The organism is Streptomyces sp. NPDC000983 (assembly GCF_040299205.1).
GTDB lineage: Bacteria > Actinomycetota > Actinomycetes > Streptomycetales > Streptomycetaceae > Streptomyces.
Window position 1 is genome coordinate 79,259 of record NZ_JBEPBM010000007.1, and the last position, 16,689, is coordinate 95,947.

At 71.9% G+C, this 16,689-nt stretch carries 15 protein-coding genes; 10 read left to right on the forward strand and 5 right to left on the reverse strand.

Going from position 1 to position 16,689, the window contains the following annotated elements; all coding sequences use genetic code 11:
* The first annotated feature begins 81 nt into the window (after positions 1-81).
* Positions 82-666, forward strand: a complete 585-nt coding sequence (locus ABT296_RS10250; RefSeq protein WP_351925338.1) for a TetR/AcrR family transcriptional regulator — start codon at positions 82-84, stop codon at positions 664-666.
* Positions 667-703: 37 nt separating this feature from the next.
* On the opposite strand, the gene ABT296_RS10255 is transcribed toward ABT296_RS10250, so the two are convergent.
* Entirely contained in the window at positions 704-1,888 is a 1,185-nt protein-coding gene (locus ABT296_RS10255) for a PucR family transcriptional regulator (RefSeq protein WP_351925340.1), read from the reverse strand.
* Positions 1,889-2,051: 163 nt separating this feature from the next.
* Here ABT296_RS10255 and ABT296_RS10260 point away from each other — a divergent pair, with 163 nt between their 5' ends.
* Positions 2,052-2,978, forward strand: coding sequence for a proline dehydrogenase family protein (locus tag ABT296_RS10260; RefSeq protein WP_351925342.1), 927 nt, complete (start codon positions 2,052-2,054; stop codon positions 2,976-2,978).
* Between the two features lie 271 nt (positions 2,979-3,249).
* On the forward strand, positions 3,250-4,881 hold the full coding sequence (pruA, locus tag ABT296_RS10265) for an L-glutamate gamma-semialdehyde dehydrogenase (RefSeq protein ID WP_351925344.1): 1,632 nt from the start codon (positions 3,250-3,252) through the stop codon (positions 4,879-4,881).
* A 98-nt stretch (positions 4,882-4,979) separates the two neighbouring features.
* Here the strand turns inward: pruA and ABT296_RS10270 are convergent, their stop codons facing one another.
* Entirely contained in the window at positions 4,980-5,186 is a 207-nt protein-coding gene (locus ABT296_RS10270; RefSeq protein WP_351925346.1) for a DUF5988 family protein, read from the reverse strand.
* Positions 5,187-5,268: 82 nt separating this feature from the next.
* Positions 5,269-6,165 carry an alpha/beta fold hydrolase gene (locus ABT296_RS10275; RefSeq protein ID WP_351925348.1) on the reverse strand — a complete coding sequence of 299 codons (897 nt, stop codon included), beginning with the start codon at positions 6,163-6,165 and terminating at the stop codon, positions 5,269-5,271.
* Between the two features lie 279 nt (positions 6,166-6,444).
* On the opposite strand from ABT296_RS10275, the gene ABT296_RS10280 reads away from it, so the two are divergent.
* Positions 6,445-6,573: a hypothetical protein gene (locus ABT296_RS10280; RefSeq protein ID WP_351925350.1), complete on the forward strand. Its 129-nt coding sequence runs from the start codon at positions 6,445-6,447 to the stop codon at positions 6,571-6,573.
* A gap of 52 nt (positions 6,574-6,625) precedes the next feature.
* Here ABT296_RS10280 and ABT296_RS10285 read toward each other — a convergent pair whose 3' ends face one another.
* Positions 6,626-8,176, reverse strand: a complete 1,551-nt coding sequence (locus ABT296_RS10285; RefSeq protein WP_351925352.1) for a purple acid phosphatase family protein — start codon at positions 8,174-8,176, stop codon at positions 6,626-6,628.
* A gap of 142 nt (positions 8,177-8,318) precedes the next feature.
* Between ABT296_RS10285 and ABT296_RS10290 the strand changes: the two genes are divergently transcribed.
* Both ABT296_RS10290 and ABT296_RS10295 read left to right on the forward strand, forming a co-directional pair.
* A complete protein-coding gene (locus ABT296_RS10290) occupies positions 8,319-9,362 on the forward strand; it encodes a 3-isopropylmalate dehydrogenase (RefSeq protein ID WP_351925354.1) in 1,044 nt (347 codons plus the stop codon).
* A 312-nt stretch (positions 9,363-9,674) separates the two neighbouring features.
* Positions 9,675-10,766, forward strand: coding sequence for a branched-chain amino acid aminotransferase (locus tag ABT296_RS10295; RefSeq protein WP_351925356.1), 1,092 nt, complete (start codon positions 9,675-9,677; stop codon positions 10,764-10,766).
* 135 nt (positions 10,767-10,901) lie between these two features.
* Here the strand turns inward: ABT296_RS10295 and ABT296_RS10300 are convergent, their stop codons facing one another.
* On the reverse strand, positions 10,902-12,335 hold the full coding sequence (locus tag ABT296_RS10300; RefSeq protein WP_351925358.1) for a cytosine permease: 1,434 nt from the start codon (positions 12,333-12,335) through the stop codon (positions 10,902-10,904).
* A gap of 135 nt (positions 12,336-12,470) precedes the next feature.
* On the opposite strand from ABT296_RS10300, the gene ureA reads away from it, so the two are divergent.
* From ureA to ABT296_RS10320, 4 genes are read left to right on the forward strand one after another with little or no spacing between them, the layout of a single operon-like run.
* Complete coding sequence (ureA, locus tag ABT296_RS10305; protein WP_351925360.1) at positions 12,471-13,166, forward strand: urease subunit gamma; 696 nt, start codon at positions 12,471-12,473, stop codon at positions 13,164-13,166.
* Positions 13,163-14,872, forward strand: coding sequence for an urease subunit alpha (locus ABT296_RS10310; protein WP_351925362.1), 1,710 nt, complete (start codon positions 13,163-13,165; stop codon positions 14,870-14,872). Before ureA ends, ABT296_RS10310 begins: the two co-directional genes overlap by 4 nt.
* A 19-nt stretch (positions 14,873-14,891) precedes the next feature.
* Complete coding sequence (locus tag ABT296_RS10315) at positions 14,892-15,911, forward strand: agmatine deiminase family protein (RefSeq protein ID WP_351925364.1); 1,020 nt, start codon at positions 14,892-14,894, stop codon at positions 15,909-15,911.
* Between the two features lie 11 nt (positions 15,912-15,922).
* On the forward strand, positions 15,923-16,522 hold the full coding sequence (locus ABT296_RS10320; RefSeq protein ID WP_351925366.1) for a TetR/AcrR family transcriptional regulator: 600 nt from the start codon (positions 15,923-15,925) through the stop codon (positions 16,520-16,522).
* The last annotated feature ends 167 nt before the right edge of the window (positions 16,523-16,689 follow it).

The following is a 16,689-nucleotide window of genomic DNA, read 5'->3' on the forward strand; positions in this document are numbered from 1 at the left end:
CGGTGAATGTACGCGCGTATTAAACGCCTGTCTAGAACGCACGTATGGGACGTGCGTATGGATCGGGGTAGTCTGGCCCGCATGGGACACCGTGAGGATCTGCTCGAAGGCGCCAAGAGCTGCCTGCTGGCGAAGGGCTTCGCGCGGACGACCGCGCGCGACATCGTCAAGGAGTCGGGGACCAATCTGGCCTCGATCGGCTACCACTACGGCTCGAAGGACGCCCTGCTCGCACAGGCGTACATCGCGCTCGTCGAGGGGATGGGCGACGCGTTCGAGGGCGACGGGGAGGCCGGGATCACCGCCGAGCCGGGCTCGGTCGAGCGGTTCGAGGAGGTGTGGTCGAACATCATCGCGACCATGCGCGAGCCCGGGTCGATCTGGCGGCTCAGCGTGGAGATCATCGCCATGGGCGACCAGCTGCCCGAGGTCCGCGACCACCTCGCCCTCGCGCAGCGCGAGGCCGGACGCGGGCTGATCCCGCTGCTGATGGGCGGACGCGAGGAGGACGTCACGGACGAGACCGCCGACACCCTCGGCATGTTCTACGTGACCCTGATGACCGGCCTCATCGCCCAGTGGACCTTCGACCCCCAGACCGCCCCCGGCGCGGAGCAGCTCACCGAGGGGCTGCGCCAGGTGATCGCGGCCGCCGGCAAGTCCTAGGGGTCCCTCTGGCGTCGCGGAGATTCGCCAGAAGGCCCTACAGCCGCGCCGCCTTGAGCACCATGTGCAGCAGCAGCCGGTGCTCACCGTCGTCCAGGTCGAGGCCCGTCAGCTGTTCGACGCGGGACAGGCGGTAGTAGAGGGTCTGCCGGTGGATGCCCAGCTCGGCGGCGGTGCGGGCGGCCTGGCCGGCCCGGTCGAGGTAGACCTCGGCGGTCCGGGCCAGCTCGCGGTGGGCGGGGGAGAGCAGCGGCGCCACCGCGGTGTCCCGCGCCGCTCCCGGGGGCAGCGCCGCCAGCAGCCGGTACGGGCCGATGCCGGCCCACTCGGCGACGGGCCCGAGCCGGGGCTCGGCGAGCACCGCGCGCGCCGCCGCGGACGCCTCCCGCCAGGCCGGCCCCAGTTCCGCCAGCCCGGCCCGGGCGGCCGCGATCCCGGCGCCCGCCCCCTCCGCGCGCTCCAGCAGCCGCCCCGCGGCGCCGGTCGCCGGGGTCAGCACCTCGGGGGAGCGCAGCCTGACCAGCAGGGCCAGGGCGTGGCCCGCCGCCCCCCACGGCACCGTGCACAGCGCCGTCGCGCCCGGCACCGCCCGCACCGAGGGGGCGTCGTCGGCGTCGGCCGACGGCCAGGGCGCCACGCAGACGACCGTGTGCGGGGAGTCGGCGCGCGCGCCCAGGGCCGCCCGGAGTTCGGCGACCGCCATGTCCCGCTGCCAGTCCCGCTCGGCGGTGAGGACCGCCCGCAGCTCCCGGGTCAGGTCGGCGCCGTGCTGGGCCTCGTCGGCGAGCAGGGCGCCGATCCGCGGGGTGACGTCCATGGCGGCGGCGAGCTGGCGGTCGGTGGGGCCGGGGTCGTCCTCCAGGAGCCAGACGTAGCCGAGGACGACACCCCGATGGCGTACCGGCAGGCAGATCCGGCCGCGGTAGACGCCGGCCTCCGGGGTGGGCGGGATGCGGACGGGGGCGCTCGCGCGGGTGATGCCGAACCCCTCGAACCAGCTGCGGACCGCGGCGGTGGAGCGCCGGGTCAGGATCGAGCGGGTGCGCACCGGGTCCAGGGCCGAGGCGTCCAGCGCGTCCTCGCTGTCGTAGGTGCCGAAGGCGATCAGCTCGAAGTCGCGGTTCTCCAGTGTCGCGGGGGCGCCCAGCAGCTCCGAGATCTCGTCCACCAGCTCCTGGTAGTCACCCTTGTAATCGGTCGCCACCCGGGCATTCTCCCTCATCCGGCCGACCGCTTCATACATATGTATGAGATCCGTGGCGCGGATGCGTGACAGCTGTAGATGGCCGAGGATCGGAGGGATCCTTAGATTTCACGGTGGTTCTCCGTGCCGTACCCGAATCGTGGGGAAGCGGCCTGTTTCTGATGGTTTGTGGAGGTGCCCCGTGCTGGGTCCCGTGATTCTCGCCGCGTCGCGCAGTGACCGGATGCGACGTCTGGTCTCGGCGGCCCCGGTCACCAAGCAGGTCGTCGACCGCTTCATCCCCGGTGAGACCGTCGCCGAGATCGTGCCGATCATCGAGGACCTCACGGCCAAGGGTCTGGAACTGACCATGGACGTGGTCGGCGAGGACATCACCACGCCCGGGCAGGCCGAGGCCGCCCGCGACGCGTACCTGGAGCTGATCGACCGGCTCAAGGGCCTCGACCTCGGCACCCGCGCCGAGATGTCGGTGAAGCTGTCCATGTTCGGCCAGGCGCTGGAGGGCGGCCACGAGCTGGCCCTCGCCAACGTCCGCCCGGTCGTCGAGGCCGCCGCCGCCATCGGCACCACGGTCACCCTGGACGCCGAGGACCACACCACCCTCGACTCGATGTTCGCCATCCACGACGAGCTGCGCGAGGACTTCCCGCAGACCGGCTGCGTCATCCAGGCCTACCTCTTCCGCACCGAGGACGACGCCCGCCGCCTCGCCGCGAACGGCAGCCGCGTCCGCATCGTCAAGGGCGCCTACAAGGAGCCCGCCTCGGTCGCGTACCAGGACAAGGGTGAGATCGACAAGGCGTACGTCCGGGTCATGCGCATCCTCATGGAGGGCTCCGGGTACCCGATGATCGGGTCCCACGACCCCCGTCTGATCTCCATCGCCCAGGAGCTCGCCCACCGCGCCGGCCGCAAGCTCGACGAGTACGAGTTCCAGATGCTCTACGGCATCCGCGGCGAGGAGCACCTGCGCCTGGCGGCCGAGGGCCACCGCATGCGCGTGTACACAGCGTACGGCACCGACTGGTACGGCTACTTCATGCGGCGGCTGGCGGAGAAGCCGGCGAACCTCCGATTCTTCGCCCGCAGCATGCTCACCCGAGGCTGAGAGATGACGCTCACGCAGAGGCCTTTCGGCCGGGGGTCCGGGGGTCGTCCCCCGGGAAGGCACAGTATGCGGCGGCTGGCGGAGAAGCCGGCGAACCTCCGATTCTTCGCCCGCAGCATGCTCACCCGAGGCTGAGAGATGACGCTCACGCAGAGGCCTATCCGCCGGAGGTCCGGGGGGCGCCCCCCGGGAGAGCACAGCTTCGTCCGGTCGATGGTCAGCAAGGGCTGAGCCCGAAACACCCGCTCACGTACAAGGAGTTACGGATCTCATGGACGCTGTGACCCAGGTCCCCACCCCCGTCAACGAGCCGGTGCACGGCTACGCCCCCGGCTCGCCCGAGCGCGCCCGCCTGGAGGTCAAGCTCAAGGAGCTGGCCGACAACCCGATCGACCTGCCGATGACCATCGGCGGCGAGAAGCGGATGGGCGGCGGCGAGGCCTTCCAGGTCGTGCAGCCGCACAACCACAAGGCCGTGCTCGGCACCTACCGCAACGCCACCGAGGCCGACGCGCAGGACGCCGTCGACGCGGCCCTCGCCGCCGCCCCGGCCTGGCGCGCGATGTCCTTCGACGACCGCGCGGCGATCATCCTGCGCGCCGCCGACCTGCTCTCCGGCCCCTGGCGCGAGACGCTCGCCGCCTCCACCATGCTCGGTCAGTCCAAGACCGCCCAGCAGGCCGAGATCGACACCCCCTGCGAGCTGGTCGACTTCTGGCGCTTCAACGTCGCCTACGCCCGCCAGATCCTCGCCGAGCAGCCCCCGGCGAACTCCCCGGGCGTGTGGAACCGCATGGACCACCGCCCGCTGGAGGGCTTCGTCTACGCGATCACCCCGTTCAACTTCACGGCCATCGCGGGCAACCTGCCGACCGCCCCGGCCCTGATGGGCAACGTGGTCGTGTGGAAGCCGTCCCCGACCCAGACCCACGCCGCCGTGCTGCTGATGCGGCTGCTGGAGGAGGCCGGTCTGCCCAAGGGCGTCATCAACCTGGTCACCGGCGACGGCATCGCCGTCTCCGAGGTCGCCCTGAACCACCGCGACCTGGCCGGCATCCACTTCACCGGTTCCACCAAGACCTTCCAGTACCTGTGGAAGACGGTCGGCACCAACATCGAGAAGTACCGCTCGTACCCGCGCCTGGTCGGTGAGACCGGCGGCAAGGACTTCGTCGTCGCCCACCCGTCGGCGGACCGCTCGGTGCTCAAGACCGCCCTGACCCGCGGTTCCTTCGAGTACCAGGGCCAGAAGTGCTCGGCGAGCTCCCGCGCCTACATCCCGGCCTCCATCTGGAACTCCGGTTTCAAGGAGGAGTTCGCGGCCGAGGTCGACTACCTGACCATGGGTGACGTCACCGACCTGTCGAACTTCATCGGCGCGGTCATCGACGAGCGGTCCTTCGCCAAGAACAAGGCGGCCATCGACCGCGCCAAGGCCGACCCGGCCTGCACGATCGTCGCGGGCGGCACCTACGACGACTCGGTCGGCTACTTCGTCCGCCCGACCGTCATCGAGTGCGCCGACCCGGAGAACGAGGTGTTCACCACCGAGTACTTCGGCCCGATCCTCGCCGTGCACGTCTACGAGGACGACCAGTACGACGAGATGCTGACCCAGATGGAGTCGGTCTCCGACTACGCCCTGACCGGCTCGGTCATCTCCGCCGACCGCGCGGCGACGGCGTACACCATGGAGAAGCTGCGCTACGCGGCCGGCAACTTCTACATCAACGACAAGTCGACCGGCGCCGTCGTCGGCCAGCAGCCCTTCGGCGGCGGCCGTGCCTCCGGCACCAACGACAAGGCCGGCGCCCCGCAGAACCTGATGCGCTGGACGCTGACCCGCGCCATCAAGGAGACGCTGGTCCCGCCGACCGACTACGGCTACCCGCACATGGGCTGACCCCCCCCGCGACGGGCGCCCGCCCGTCCCGTGAACCCCGCCCCCGCTCCGGATCCCCCCTCCGGACCGGGGGCGGTTTCACGCGTAGCGGGCCCGGCTCACCCGGGCATCTCGGTGCGCTCCCACCACTCGTAGACGGGGAGGGCGCCCGCGGGGGTGTCCGCCGAGCGCGAGGTCGGGCGGAAGTGCTCGTAGCCGTTGCGGAGCTCGATCTTGACGTCGGGGCCGGGGGCCGGGACCGGGACGATCCGCTCGGGGAGGTCGTCCGGTCCGCCTTCGAGGAACACCTGCTGCGTGTCGGTCATGAGGTCAGGTGTTCCCCGGTCGCCGCCGGGGGCGGTGCGGCGCGGGGAGGATCAGCCGTGTGGGCGATCCGCGCCCACGCGGTCATTGCTCCCCGGCACCCGCGCCCACGGTCCGGCCCAGGAAGTCCCGCATCAGCGCGGCGATCTGCGCCCCGTGCGTCTCCAGGGCGAAGTGGCCGGTCGGCAGCAGGTGGATCTCCGCCTTGGGCAGGTCCCGCCGGAAGGCGAGCGCCCCGGCCGGGACGAAGATCTCGTCGTGCCCGCCCCACACGGCGAGCAGTGGCACCCGGCTCTCGCGGAAGTACGCGTGGAAGGCCGGGTACAGGGCGAAGTTGGAGCCGTAGTCGGAGATCAGGTCGAGCTGGATCTCCGACTGGCCGGGGCGGGCCATGTCGGCCGCGTCCCGCTCGTAGGCGTCGGGGCTGACCAGGTCGTGCTGGTCCTCGGGCACGCCGTGCAGGTACTGCCACCGGATGCCGTCGGGGCTGGAGATCTCCCGTACGGCCGCCTCGGTCCTCTCGTTGCGCTCGGCGATCAGCGCCAGCACCGGCGCCCAGGCCTCGGCGCCCAGGCCGTCCTCGTAGGCGTTGCCGTTCTGGGTGACGATCGCGGTGACCCGCTCGGGGTGGGCCAGGGCCAGGCGCAGGCCGATCGGGGCGCCGTAGTCCTGGATGTAGAGGGCGTACCGCGCGAGACCGAGGCGCTCGGTGAACTCTCCGGTGATCGAGGCCAGCTCCTCGAAGGTGTAGCGGAACTCCGCGGCGGACGGCGTCGCCGAGCGGCCGAAGCCGAGGTGGTCCGGGGCGATCACCCGGTAGCCGTCGGCGAGCAGCGGGATCAGCTCGCGGAACATGTGCGAGCTGCTGGGGAAGCCGTGCAGCAGCAGGAGCACGGGCGCGTCCTTCGGCCCGGCCTCCCGGTAGTGGATCTCGTACCCGCGGACGGTGGTGGAGCGGTGGTGAACCCGGTGGGTGGTCATACGGGCATCGTGACCCGCCCGCATCTAACCAGTCAAGTGACTTTTAAAGGTTAGGTGTGGGCGCGGACCGTCTCAGATAGTAGGAAGTCCGAGTAATTGTGGAGACAGAAGCGGTGGGCTCCCTTAACTTTGTAGGAGCCGAACGTGTCGCTCGATCAAGCGAACGGCGGATGTGAGCCGGGCCCCTTGCAGGCAACCCCTGCGGCACCGCTCCCCGCCCCACCCGGCGTCTCGTAACCCCCCTTCCGCACTCCCTGATTTCGAAGGAGTCGATTTCCCATGGCCGAGACGACCGCCCGCCGAGTGCGTCACCTCACCCCCGCGAACGAGTCCGACCGCAAGAACGCCGCCGCCGCGCTCCAGCGCGCGCTCGACCGCCGTGACAACGGCGGCTCCACCGGCCACTGAGCCGGTCCCCACAGCGCCGGGAGCCGCGACCCGCGCGAGGTGCGGCGCGGCCCTACGCGCCGCGCCGCACCTCGAAATGGTCGACCCGCCTGCCGTCGTGGGCCAGCGCGGACACCTTCAGCCGGGGCCGCGCGCCGCTCTCGGCCTCCACCTTGAGCAGCGAGAAGCCCCGGTAGCGCACCCGGGACCACTCCACGGTCTCCTTCCGGGCGTTCCGTGACCGCGTCCAGTGGAAGGTGTCGACCGACTCCAGGTCCTTCACCCGGCCCTCGTAGCTCTCCGCCACGCCCGGCGGGAAGCCGTACAGGTCCTTGCCGCCCCCGCCGGCCGTCACGTACACGGTCCCGTCCCGCGACGGATCCGTGGCCCCGCCGATCGGCACCGGGCGGCCCACCTCGCCGTTCCTGATGGCGTCGGTCCGCTCGTACACATGGTTGTGGCCGTTGATCACCAGATCCACCCGGTGCTCGGCGAAGAGCGGCAGCCACTCCGCGCGCACCCCGCCGTCCGAGGCGTGCGTCGACGTCGAGTAGGCGCAGTGGTGGAAGAAGACGACGACGAAGTCCACCCCCTCCGTCGCGCGCAGCTCACGCAGCCGCCCGGCCAGCCACTTCGTCTGCCGGCCCCCGGTGTGCCCGAGGTTGGCGGGGATCTCGTACGACACGTCGTTGGCGTCCAGCGCGACGACGCCGACGTTGCCGTAGACGAAGGAGTAGACCCCGGGCGCCGTCCGCGGGTCGAAGCCGCTGTCCGGGAGGCTGAAGCGGGCCAGTTGGCCGCCGTAGCCGTCCGGCGAGTACCAGGCCTCCATGTCGTGGTTGCCGGTGGTCACCATCCACGGCACCGACCGCGCGACCTGCTCGTTCTGCTTCAGGAACAGATCCCAGAACCCGGGGTCGTAGCCGTCCTCCTCGGTGCCCCGGCCCTTGGCGTTGGCGTAGCAGATGTCACCGGCGTGCAGATGGAAGGCGGGCTTCTGACGCAGCACCAGCTGGTCGCCGGCCTCGGCCGCGTCGCTGACACCCTGGTCCCCGAAAGCCGTGAAGACGAAGGGACCGGGGCTCGCCGGAGCGGTGCGGAAGGGGACGACGCTCGCGCGGTGCTCCGTCGAGGCGGGGTCGAAGCCGTCGTGGCCGACGCCGTAGTAGTACGTCGTGTCCGGCAGCAGGTCGTCCAGCGCCGCGTGCACGTAGTACTGGTCGAGCGCGAGGCGCACCCCCCGCACCCCCGGGGTGTGCAGGGCGCGGATCTCCGCCGCCACCTTGGCGCCCAGCTCGTCGGGGCGCGCGCCGATCCGCACGTAGGGCCGCTTCACCGCGGCCGGCACCTGCCAGGAGACGCGCATCGCGGTCCGCGGATCGGCGCCGAAGGCGAGATGACGGCCGAACGGCGTGACCGCCGAACCCGGCACCTTCGAGGTGGCCGTGGGCCCCGCCGCCGGTGCCCCCGGCCCCGAGCAGCCGGTCAGCAGGCCGCCCGCCACCGCCCCCGCCGTCACCAGCGCCCGGCGCCGGGTGAGCTTCGTGCGCGCGTACTCGTACTGCTCGGCCATGCTCATCCGGCGGGCGAGCCGCGGCGGAACGCCGATGTCGGGGAGGTCCATGCTGGAGAACTTCCCAGCGAAGCCCAACGCCCGTGGGGCGTACGGGTGAACGGAGACCGACACGATGGGGCGACCGCGGACCGGATGTCCGTATGGCGGACAGCGCATGTCATTCCATGGGACGAGGAGTAGGGTCGCCGACATGTCTCGCAGCATCAATCTCGCAGTGATCCCCGGTGACGGCATCGGCCAGGAGGTCGTGGCCGAAGGTCTGAAGGTCCTCTCCGCCGTCCTGCCGCAGGACGTGAAGCTGGAGACCGAGGAGTACGACTTCGGCGCCCGGCGCTACCACGCCACCGGTGAGACCCTCACCGACGCCGACCTCGACGCGCTCAAGAAGCACGACGCCATCCTGCTCGGCGCCATCGGCGACCCCTCGGTCCCGTCCGGCGTCCTGGAGCGGGGCTTCCTGCTCAAGCTGCGCTTCGCCTTCGACCACCACGTCAACCTGCGTCCGTCGAAGCTCCTTCCGGGTGTCGCCACCCCGCTGGCCGGCGAGCCGGAGATCGACTTCGTCGTCGTCCGCGAGGGCACCGAGGGCCCGTACACGGGCAACGGCGGCACCATCCGCAAGGGCACCGCGCACGAGGTCGCCACCGAGGTCTCCGTCAACACGGCCTTCGGTGTCGAGCGGGTCGTCCGGGACGCCTTCGCCCGCGCCCAGGCGCGGCCGCGCAAGAAGCTGGCGCTCATCCACAAGAACAACGTGCTGGCCTTCGCCGGTCACCTGTGGACGAACGTCTTCAACAAGGTGGCCGAGGAGTTCCCCGAGGTCACCACCGAGTACATGCACGTCGACGCGGCGACCATCTACCTGGTCACCCAGCCCGAGCGCTTCGACGTGATCGTCACCGACAACCTCTTCGGCGACATCATCACCGACCTCGCCGCGGCCGTCTCCGGCGGCATCGGCGTCGCCGCCAGCGGGAACATCAACCCCGCCGGCGACTTCCCCTCGATGTTCGAGCCGGTCCACGGCTCCGCGCCGGACATCGCCGGCCAGGGCAAGGCCGACCCCACCGCCACGGTCCTGTCCGTCGCCCTGCTCCTGCGCCACCTCGGCTACGACGCCGAGGCGGCCCGCATCGACGAGGCGGTCTCCGCCGACCTCGCCGAGCGCACCGGCAAGCCCGCCCGCTCCACCACGGAGATCGGCGACGCCCTCGTCGTACGGGTAGCCGGCTGACCCTGCCGCGCTCCAAGCCGCCGGGTCACTTCGTGCCCGGCGGCTTCCCCATGTCCGCCGCCGGGTGCCACCATCTTCACCTGGGCCGCATTCACGCCGTTTCGTCCACGGCAGGCCGCGCGCGATAATCGAACGCGGAGCCGCGAAATGAGGGAATGCTCGGACGTCCTAGCACTGGCCACGGGCAGTACGGGGCGTGTGCGGCCCTGCCACATCCACCGGTAACCGCATTCCCCGGGGGGCGACCCCCGGACCCCCGGCCGGACGACCGGACGCTGCCCAGCCGTTCGCCAGGAAGCGAAGGACACTTACATGACGACGCCCACGATCGAGCTCAAGCCCTCCGCCAGCCCGCTCGCCGACGCACAGCGCGCGGCGATCCTGGCCGACCCCGGGTTCGGCCGCCACTTCACCGACCACATGGTGACGATCAAGTGGACCGAGGGCCGCGGCTGGCACGACGGGCAGCTCGTCCCGTACGCGCCGCTCTCCCTCGACCCGGCCACGATGGTCCTGCACTACGCGCAGGAGATCTTCGAGGGCCTCAAGGCGTACCGCCAGCCCGACGGCTCCGTCGCCACCTTCCGCCCGGACAAGAACGCCAAGCGCTTCCAGGCCTCCGCCCGGCGCCTGGGCATGCCCGAGCTGCCGGTGGAGACGTTCATCGAGGCGTGCGACGCGCTGGTGAGGCAGGACTCGGCCTGGGTCCCGGCGCACGGCGGCGAGGAGTCCCTCTACCTGCGCCCGTTCATGATCGCGACCGAGGTCGGCCTCGGCGTGAAGCCGGCCAACGAGTACCTGTTCCTGGTGATCGCCTCCCCGGCCGGCGCCTACTTCCCCGGCGGCGTGAAGCCGGTCTCCATCTGGGTCTCCGAGGACCACGTCCGCGCGGTGCCCGGCGGCATGGGCGACGCCAAGACCGGCGGCAACTACGCCGCGTCGCTGCTCGCGCAGGCGGAGGCGGCGGCCGAGGGCTGCGCGCAGGTCTGCTACCTCGACGCGGTCGAGCGCACGTGGGTCGAGGAACTCGGCGGCATGAACCTGTACTTCGTCTACGGCGACCGCATCGTCACCCCGACGCTCACCGGGTCCATCCTGGAGGGCGTGACCCGCGACTCCCTGCTCGGCGTCGCCCGTGACCTCGGGTACACGGCCGAGGAGGGGCGGATCTCCGTCGACCAGTGGCAGCGCGACTCGGAGAACGGCTCCCTCACCGAGGTCTTCGCCTGCGGCACGGCCGCGGTGATCACCCCGGTCGGCACGGTCAAGCGGACCGGCGCCCAGTGGCAGCAGAGCGGCGGCGAGCCCGGCGAGGTCACGCTGAAGCTGCGCCAGGCCCTGCTGGACATCCAGCGCGGCACGGCGGCGGACCGGCACGGCTGGATGCACCCCCTGGGCGACTGAGACGAGCGGCATCGAAGCGGGCGTTAAGGGGCTGCCGCCTCCGGACGCCCGCTTCGGTCTGTACGGCCTCGCTGTCGAGCTCCGGACGAGACCGTCGCCGATGCGGGCGCCCAGGGGCCGCCGCCCCGCATCGGCCTATACGGCCTCGTCCTCGAGCACCGGACGCCCCGGAACCCCCACCTCCGCGGGAACCGTGCCCGGGACCGACACCAGGTAGGCCGCGCCGCCCACCAGCCCCGACAGCAGGAAGCTGCAGTCCACCCCGCCGGTCAGCGCCAGCAGCGGCCCCTCGTACGACGGCAGCGCCACCGCGAGCACGCCCACCGTCGCGCCCAGCGCCCAGGACACCGTCGCCGCGATGTTCCAGCCGCCCCGGTACCAGTAGATCCCGCCCCGAGAGCGGCGGTTGAAGACCTGGAGGGCCTCGGCGTCGTACCCGCCCCGGCAGCGGGCGAAGCCGATCAGGGTGATGACCGCCCAGGGTGTGCCGATCGCCGTCAGCAGCAGGACGAACGAGGTCATCGCGTCCTGCGCGCTGGAGGCGTAGTGGCCGACGAAGACGCAGGCCGTGGCGACGACGGCGACCGCGCAGGTGGCCGTGGCCCGGGAGGCGCGGGGCAGGATGGCGTCCAGGTCCAGGCCCATGGAGTACAGCATCAGCCCCGCGTTGCCGACCGAGCCTGCACAGGCGGCGAGCAGCAGCGGCACCAGGTACCAGGAGGGCGCCGCGTCCACCAGCGGACCGGCGTAGTCCAGGGCCGCGCGCGCCGCGAACGCCGTGAAGGTGCCGAAGAGCTGGGGGACGAGCAGGCCGAGGGCCAGGCCCAGCCAGGTCGCGCGCAGCACCCGGCGCGAGGAGTGGCGGGCGGGGGAGATGTAGCGGGTGTAGTCGCCCAGGAGGGTGATGAAGGCGATCGGCCCCGACAGACCGGCGGCGACCGTGGCCAGCGCCCAGGTCGGCCAGAACCCGCCGAGCAGATGGCCGCCGGCCTCGGGGAGCGCGGCGGTGGTGAAGTCCGGGGCGTAGGCGAGGACGCCGAGCAGCAGCAGTGCCGTCATGCCGACCGCGAGGACGCGGGACATGGCGAGCAGCACCCGGTACCCGTACACCGCGCCGGCGACCGTGGCCGCGGAGAGCAGCCCGTAGACCACGCCGTAGGAGACGTCGTTCACCGGCAGGCCGAAGAGGCGGTTCAGGGCGCCGAGCATCACGTCGCCGCCGATCCACACGGTCAGCGCGGTGTAGCCGAGGGCCAGCAGCAGTCCGACGACCGAGCCGACGAGCCGGCCGCGCACCCCGAACTGGGCGCCGGACGACGTGGAGAGGTTGGTCGCCGTGCGCAGGGAGATCAGGGCGAGCGGCGCGGTGAGGACCGTGCCGACGGCCGTGCCCACCAGGATCGAGCTGACCGAGGCCCACCAGCCGAGGCCGAAGGAGGGCGGCAGCCAGCCGAAGACGATCACACCCAGGCAGAGGTTCGAGCCCAGCAGGATCGAGACGAGGTCACGGGGCCCGCTGGTGCGTTCCCCCTCGGGGATGGTGTCGACGCCCCGCTGTTCCATCGGCATGGCTGGTCTCCCTTGATCGGCCGCCCGAAAGTTTGAGCGGCGTTCAATGTGGACCTGTGCACGGTCGCACGTCAATCTTTCCTTCGCGGGAATGTCATGCTTAGAGTGATGCTCTAAAAAGGAGGTGCCCGCGTCATGAGACTGACCCCCACCGAACGTGACCGGCTGCTGCTCTTCGGAGCCGCGGAGCTGGCCCGTGCCCGCCGGGCCCGTGGCCTCAGACTGAACGTGCCGGAGGCCACCGCCCTGATCGCGGACACCGTCTGCGAGGCCGCCCGGGACGGCAGGCGGCTCGCCGAGGCCGTCGAGGCGGCCCGCTCGGTGCTCGGCCCGGACGACGTGCTGCCCGGCGTGGCGGACGTGGTCACCGAGGTGCACGTGGAGGCGGTCTTCGACGACGGCTCCCGGCTCGCGATCGTCTCCGACCCGATCGGCGGCTCCCTCGGCGCCGAGGCCCCGGGCGCGCTGCTGCCCGGCCCGGAGCACCCCGAACCGGAGGCGGCACTGCGCCTGCCGGTCACCAACACCGCCTCCGTGCCGGTCTCCGTCACCTCCCACTTCCACTTCTTCGAGGCCAACCCGCGCCTCGACTTCGACCGCGCCCGGGCCTACGGCATGCGGCTCGCGGTGCCCGCCGGCTCCTCGGTCCGGTTCGGGCCGGGGGAGAGCCTGGAGGTCGGGCTGCTGCCGATCGGCGGCGCGCGGATCGCCATCGGCTTCGCGGGTCTCGTCGACGGCGCCCTCGACGCGCCGGGCGCCAAGGAGGAGGCCCTGCGCAGGGCCGCCGCCTGCGGATACCTCGGAGTCCACGACGAGGAGGCCGGCCGATGAGCCGCCCCGGAGGCCACCCCGCCGAGGCCCGCCGCCTCACCCCCCACGAGTACGCGGCCACCCACGGCCCGCGGGCCGGGGACCGGATCCGCCTCGGCGACTCCGGACTGACGGTGCGGGTCGAGTCCGACTCGCAGGCCTACGGCGACGAGTTCCTCGCCGGCTTCGGCAAGACCGCCCGCGACGGACTGCACCTCAAGGCCGCCGCCGTCCGCGACACCTGTGACGTCGTGATCAGCAACGTCGTCGTGATCGACGCGGTCCAGGGCATCCGCAAGGTGTCCATCGGCATCCGGGAGGGCCGGATCTGCTCCATCGGGCGGGCCGGCAACCCGGACACGCTCGACGGGGTCGACGTCGTGGTCGGCACCGGCACCTCCATCGTGTCCGGCGAGGGCCTCATCGCCACCGCAGGCGCGGTCGACACCCATGTCCATCTGCTGTCGCCGCGGATCATGGAGGCCTCGCTGGCCTCCGGCGTGACCACGATCATCGGGCAGGAGTTCGGGCCGGTGTGGGGCGTCGGCGTCAACTCGCCCTGGGCGCTGCGGCACGCCTTCAACGCCTTCGACGCCTGGCCGGTCAACATCGGCTTCCTCGGCCGGGGTTCCTCCTCCCACGACGCGCCCCTGGTGGAGGCCCTCGCCGAGGGCGGCGCCTCGGGCTTCAAGGTGCACGAGGACATGGGCGCCCACACCCGGGCGCTGGACACGGCGCTGCGGGTCGCCGAGGAGCACGACGTGCAGGTCGCCCTGCACAGCGACGGACTGAACGAGTGCCTGTCGGTCGAGGACACCCTGAGGGTCCTGGAGGGCCGGACCATCCACGCCTTCCACATCGAGGGCTGCGGCGGCGGACACGTCCCCAACGTGCTGAAGATGGCGGGCGTCGCCAACGTCATCGGCTCCTCCACCAACCCGACCCTGCCCTTCGGGCGGGACGCGGTCGCCGAGCACTACGGCATGATCGTCTCCGTCCACGACCTGAAGACGGACCTGCCCGGCGACGCCGCCATGGCCCGGGACCGCATCCGCGCCGGCACCATGGGCGCCGAGGACGTCCTGCACGACCTGGGCGCGATCGGCATCACCTCCTCCGACGCGCAGGGCATGGGGCGGGCCGGCGAGACCGTGCGCCGCACCTTCGCCATGGCCGGGAAGATGAAGGCCGAACTCGGCGCCCCCGAGGAGCACGACAACGAGCGCGTCCTGCGTTACATGGCGAAGCTGACCATCAACCCCGCCATCGCGCACGGCCTCGCGCACGAGGTGGGCTCGCTGGAGGTCGGCAAGCTCGCCGACATCGTGCTCTGGAGCCCCGAGTACTTCGGCGCCAAACCGCAGCTCGTCCTCAAGGCCGGCTTCCCCGCCTACGGCGTCACCGGTGACCCCAACGCCGCCACCGACACCTGCGAACCGCTCGTCCTCGGACCGCAGTTCGGCGCCCACGGAGCCACCCCCGCCGACATCTCCGTCGCCTTCGTCGCCCAGGCCGCCCTGGACCAAGGCAACGACACCATGCCGACCCGGCGCCGCCGCGTCGCCGTACGCGGCACCCGCGGCATCGGCCCCGCCGACCTGCGCCTGAACTCCCGTACCGGAGCCGTGGACGTGGACCGGCGCACCGGCCTGGTGACGCTGGACGGCGAGCCGCTGCGCTCGGAACCGGCCGACTCGGTCGCCCTGAACCGCCTCTACTTCCTCTAGTTCCCCTAGGACCCCCGCGATGACCTACCGCATGCCCCCCGAGTGGGCCCCGCACGAACGCACCTGGATGGCCTGGCCTGGACCCAACCCCACCTTCACCACCGACGCGGAACTCGCCGAGGCGCGCGCCGCCTGGGCCGCCGTCGCCCGTGCCGTGCGCCGCTTCGAGCCGGTCACGATGGTGCACGGCCCCGGCCAGGCCGACTCGGCGCGCCGGCTGCTCGGCCCGGACGTGGAACTGGTGGAGCGCGAGCTCGACGACGCCTGGATGCGCGACATCGGCCCGACCTTCGTCCACGACGAGGAGGGCCGACCGGCCGCCGTGGACTGGGTGTTCAACGGCTGGGGCGGCCAGGACTGGGCCCGCTGGGAGCACGACGCCAAGGTCGCCGGCCAGGTCGCGGACCTGGCCGGGGTCCCCGTGCTGTCCTCCCCGCTGGTCAACGAGGGCGGCGCCATCCACGTCGACGGCGAGGGCACGGTCCTGCTGACCGAGACCGTCCAGCTCGGCGCCGGCCGCAACCCCGGCTGGAGCCGGGAGCGCGTCGAGGCGGAGATCCACGCCAGACTCGGCACCACCAAGGCGATCTGGCTCCCGCACGGCCTGGCCGGCGACTACGGCCGCTACGGCACCCAGGGCCACGTCGACATCGTCGCCGCCTTCGCCCGGCCCGGCACCGTCCTGGTGCACACCCAGCGCGATCCCGAGCACCCGGACTTCGAGCGCTCCCTGACGTACCTGGAGATCCTGCGCGGCCAGACCGACGCCAGGGGCCGCCGCCTGGAGGTCGTCGAGGTCCCCGCCCCGGCCGTCCTGCGCGACGAGGAGGGCGACTGGGTCGACTACTCCTACATCAACCACTACCTCTGCAACGGCGGCGTCGTCCTGTGCGCCTTCGACGACCCGCACGACGAACTCGCGGCCGGGATCTTCCGGCGGCTGTTCCCCGAGCGGACGGTGACCCTGGTGGACGCCCGTACCATCTTCGCGGGCGGTGGGGGCATCCACTGCATCACCCAGCAGCAGCCGAGCACCTAGGGAGCAGCCGGATGGCCGGTGCGCGCAGACACGCGCCGCCGCGGGAGGACGTACTCGCCGCCGCCATGGAGATGATCGCCGAGCGCGGTCTGGAGAAGCTCACCATGGCGGCGCTCGGCCGCGAGGTCGGGATGAGCAGCGGGCACCTGCTCTACTACTTCGGCTCCAAGGACGAACTGCTGCTGCGGACCCTGGAGTGGAGCGAGGGCCGGCTCGGCGCCGAGCGCGGCCGGCTGCTGACCCGGCCCGCCCCGGCCCGCGAACGGCTGGACGCCTACGTCGACCTGTACGTGCCCGACGGCCACCGCGATCCGCACTGGACCCTGTGGCTGGAGGTCTGGAACCACTCGCAGAACGCCGACGACGCCGCCCGCGACCGGCAGGCCGCGATCGAGGGCGCCTGGCACCGCGACCTGGTGGCCCTGCTCGCCGAGGGCGTCTCCCGGGGCGAGTTCCGGCCGGTCGACCCCGACCGCTTCGCGGCCCGTCTCAGGGCGCTCCTCGACGGCTTCTCCATCCACGTGGCGATCGGACTCCGCGGCACCGACCGCGCGCAGGTCCTCGGCCACGTCGAGGAGTTCCTGCGGGACTCCCTGCTCGCGGACGGCTGAACCCCGCCCGGACCGTACGCGACGGGCGCCGCGTCGCCTTCGGCGCCACCCACCATGACCAGCGCAGAGTTCGCATACTGAGACGGGCGGTAACCGCCGGTGCGGTCTGTGCCAGACTGCCCCCGTGCTCTCGTTCGCCATGATTATTGGCAGCAGGCGCGCCGGTC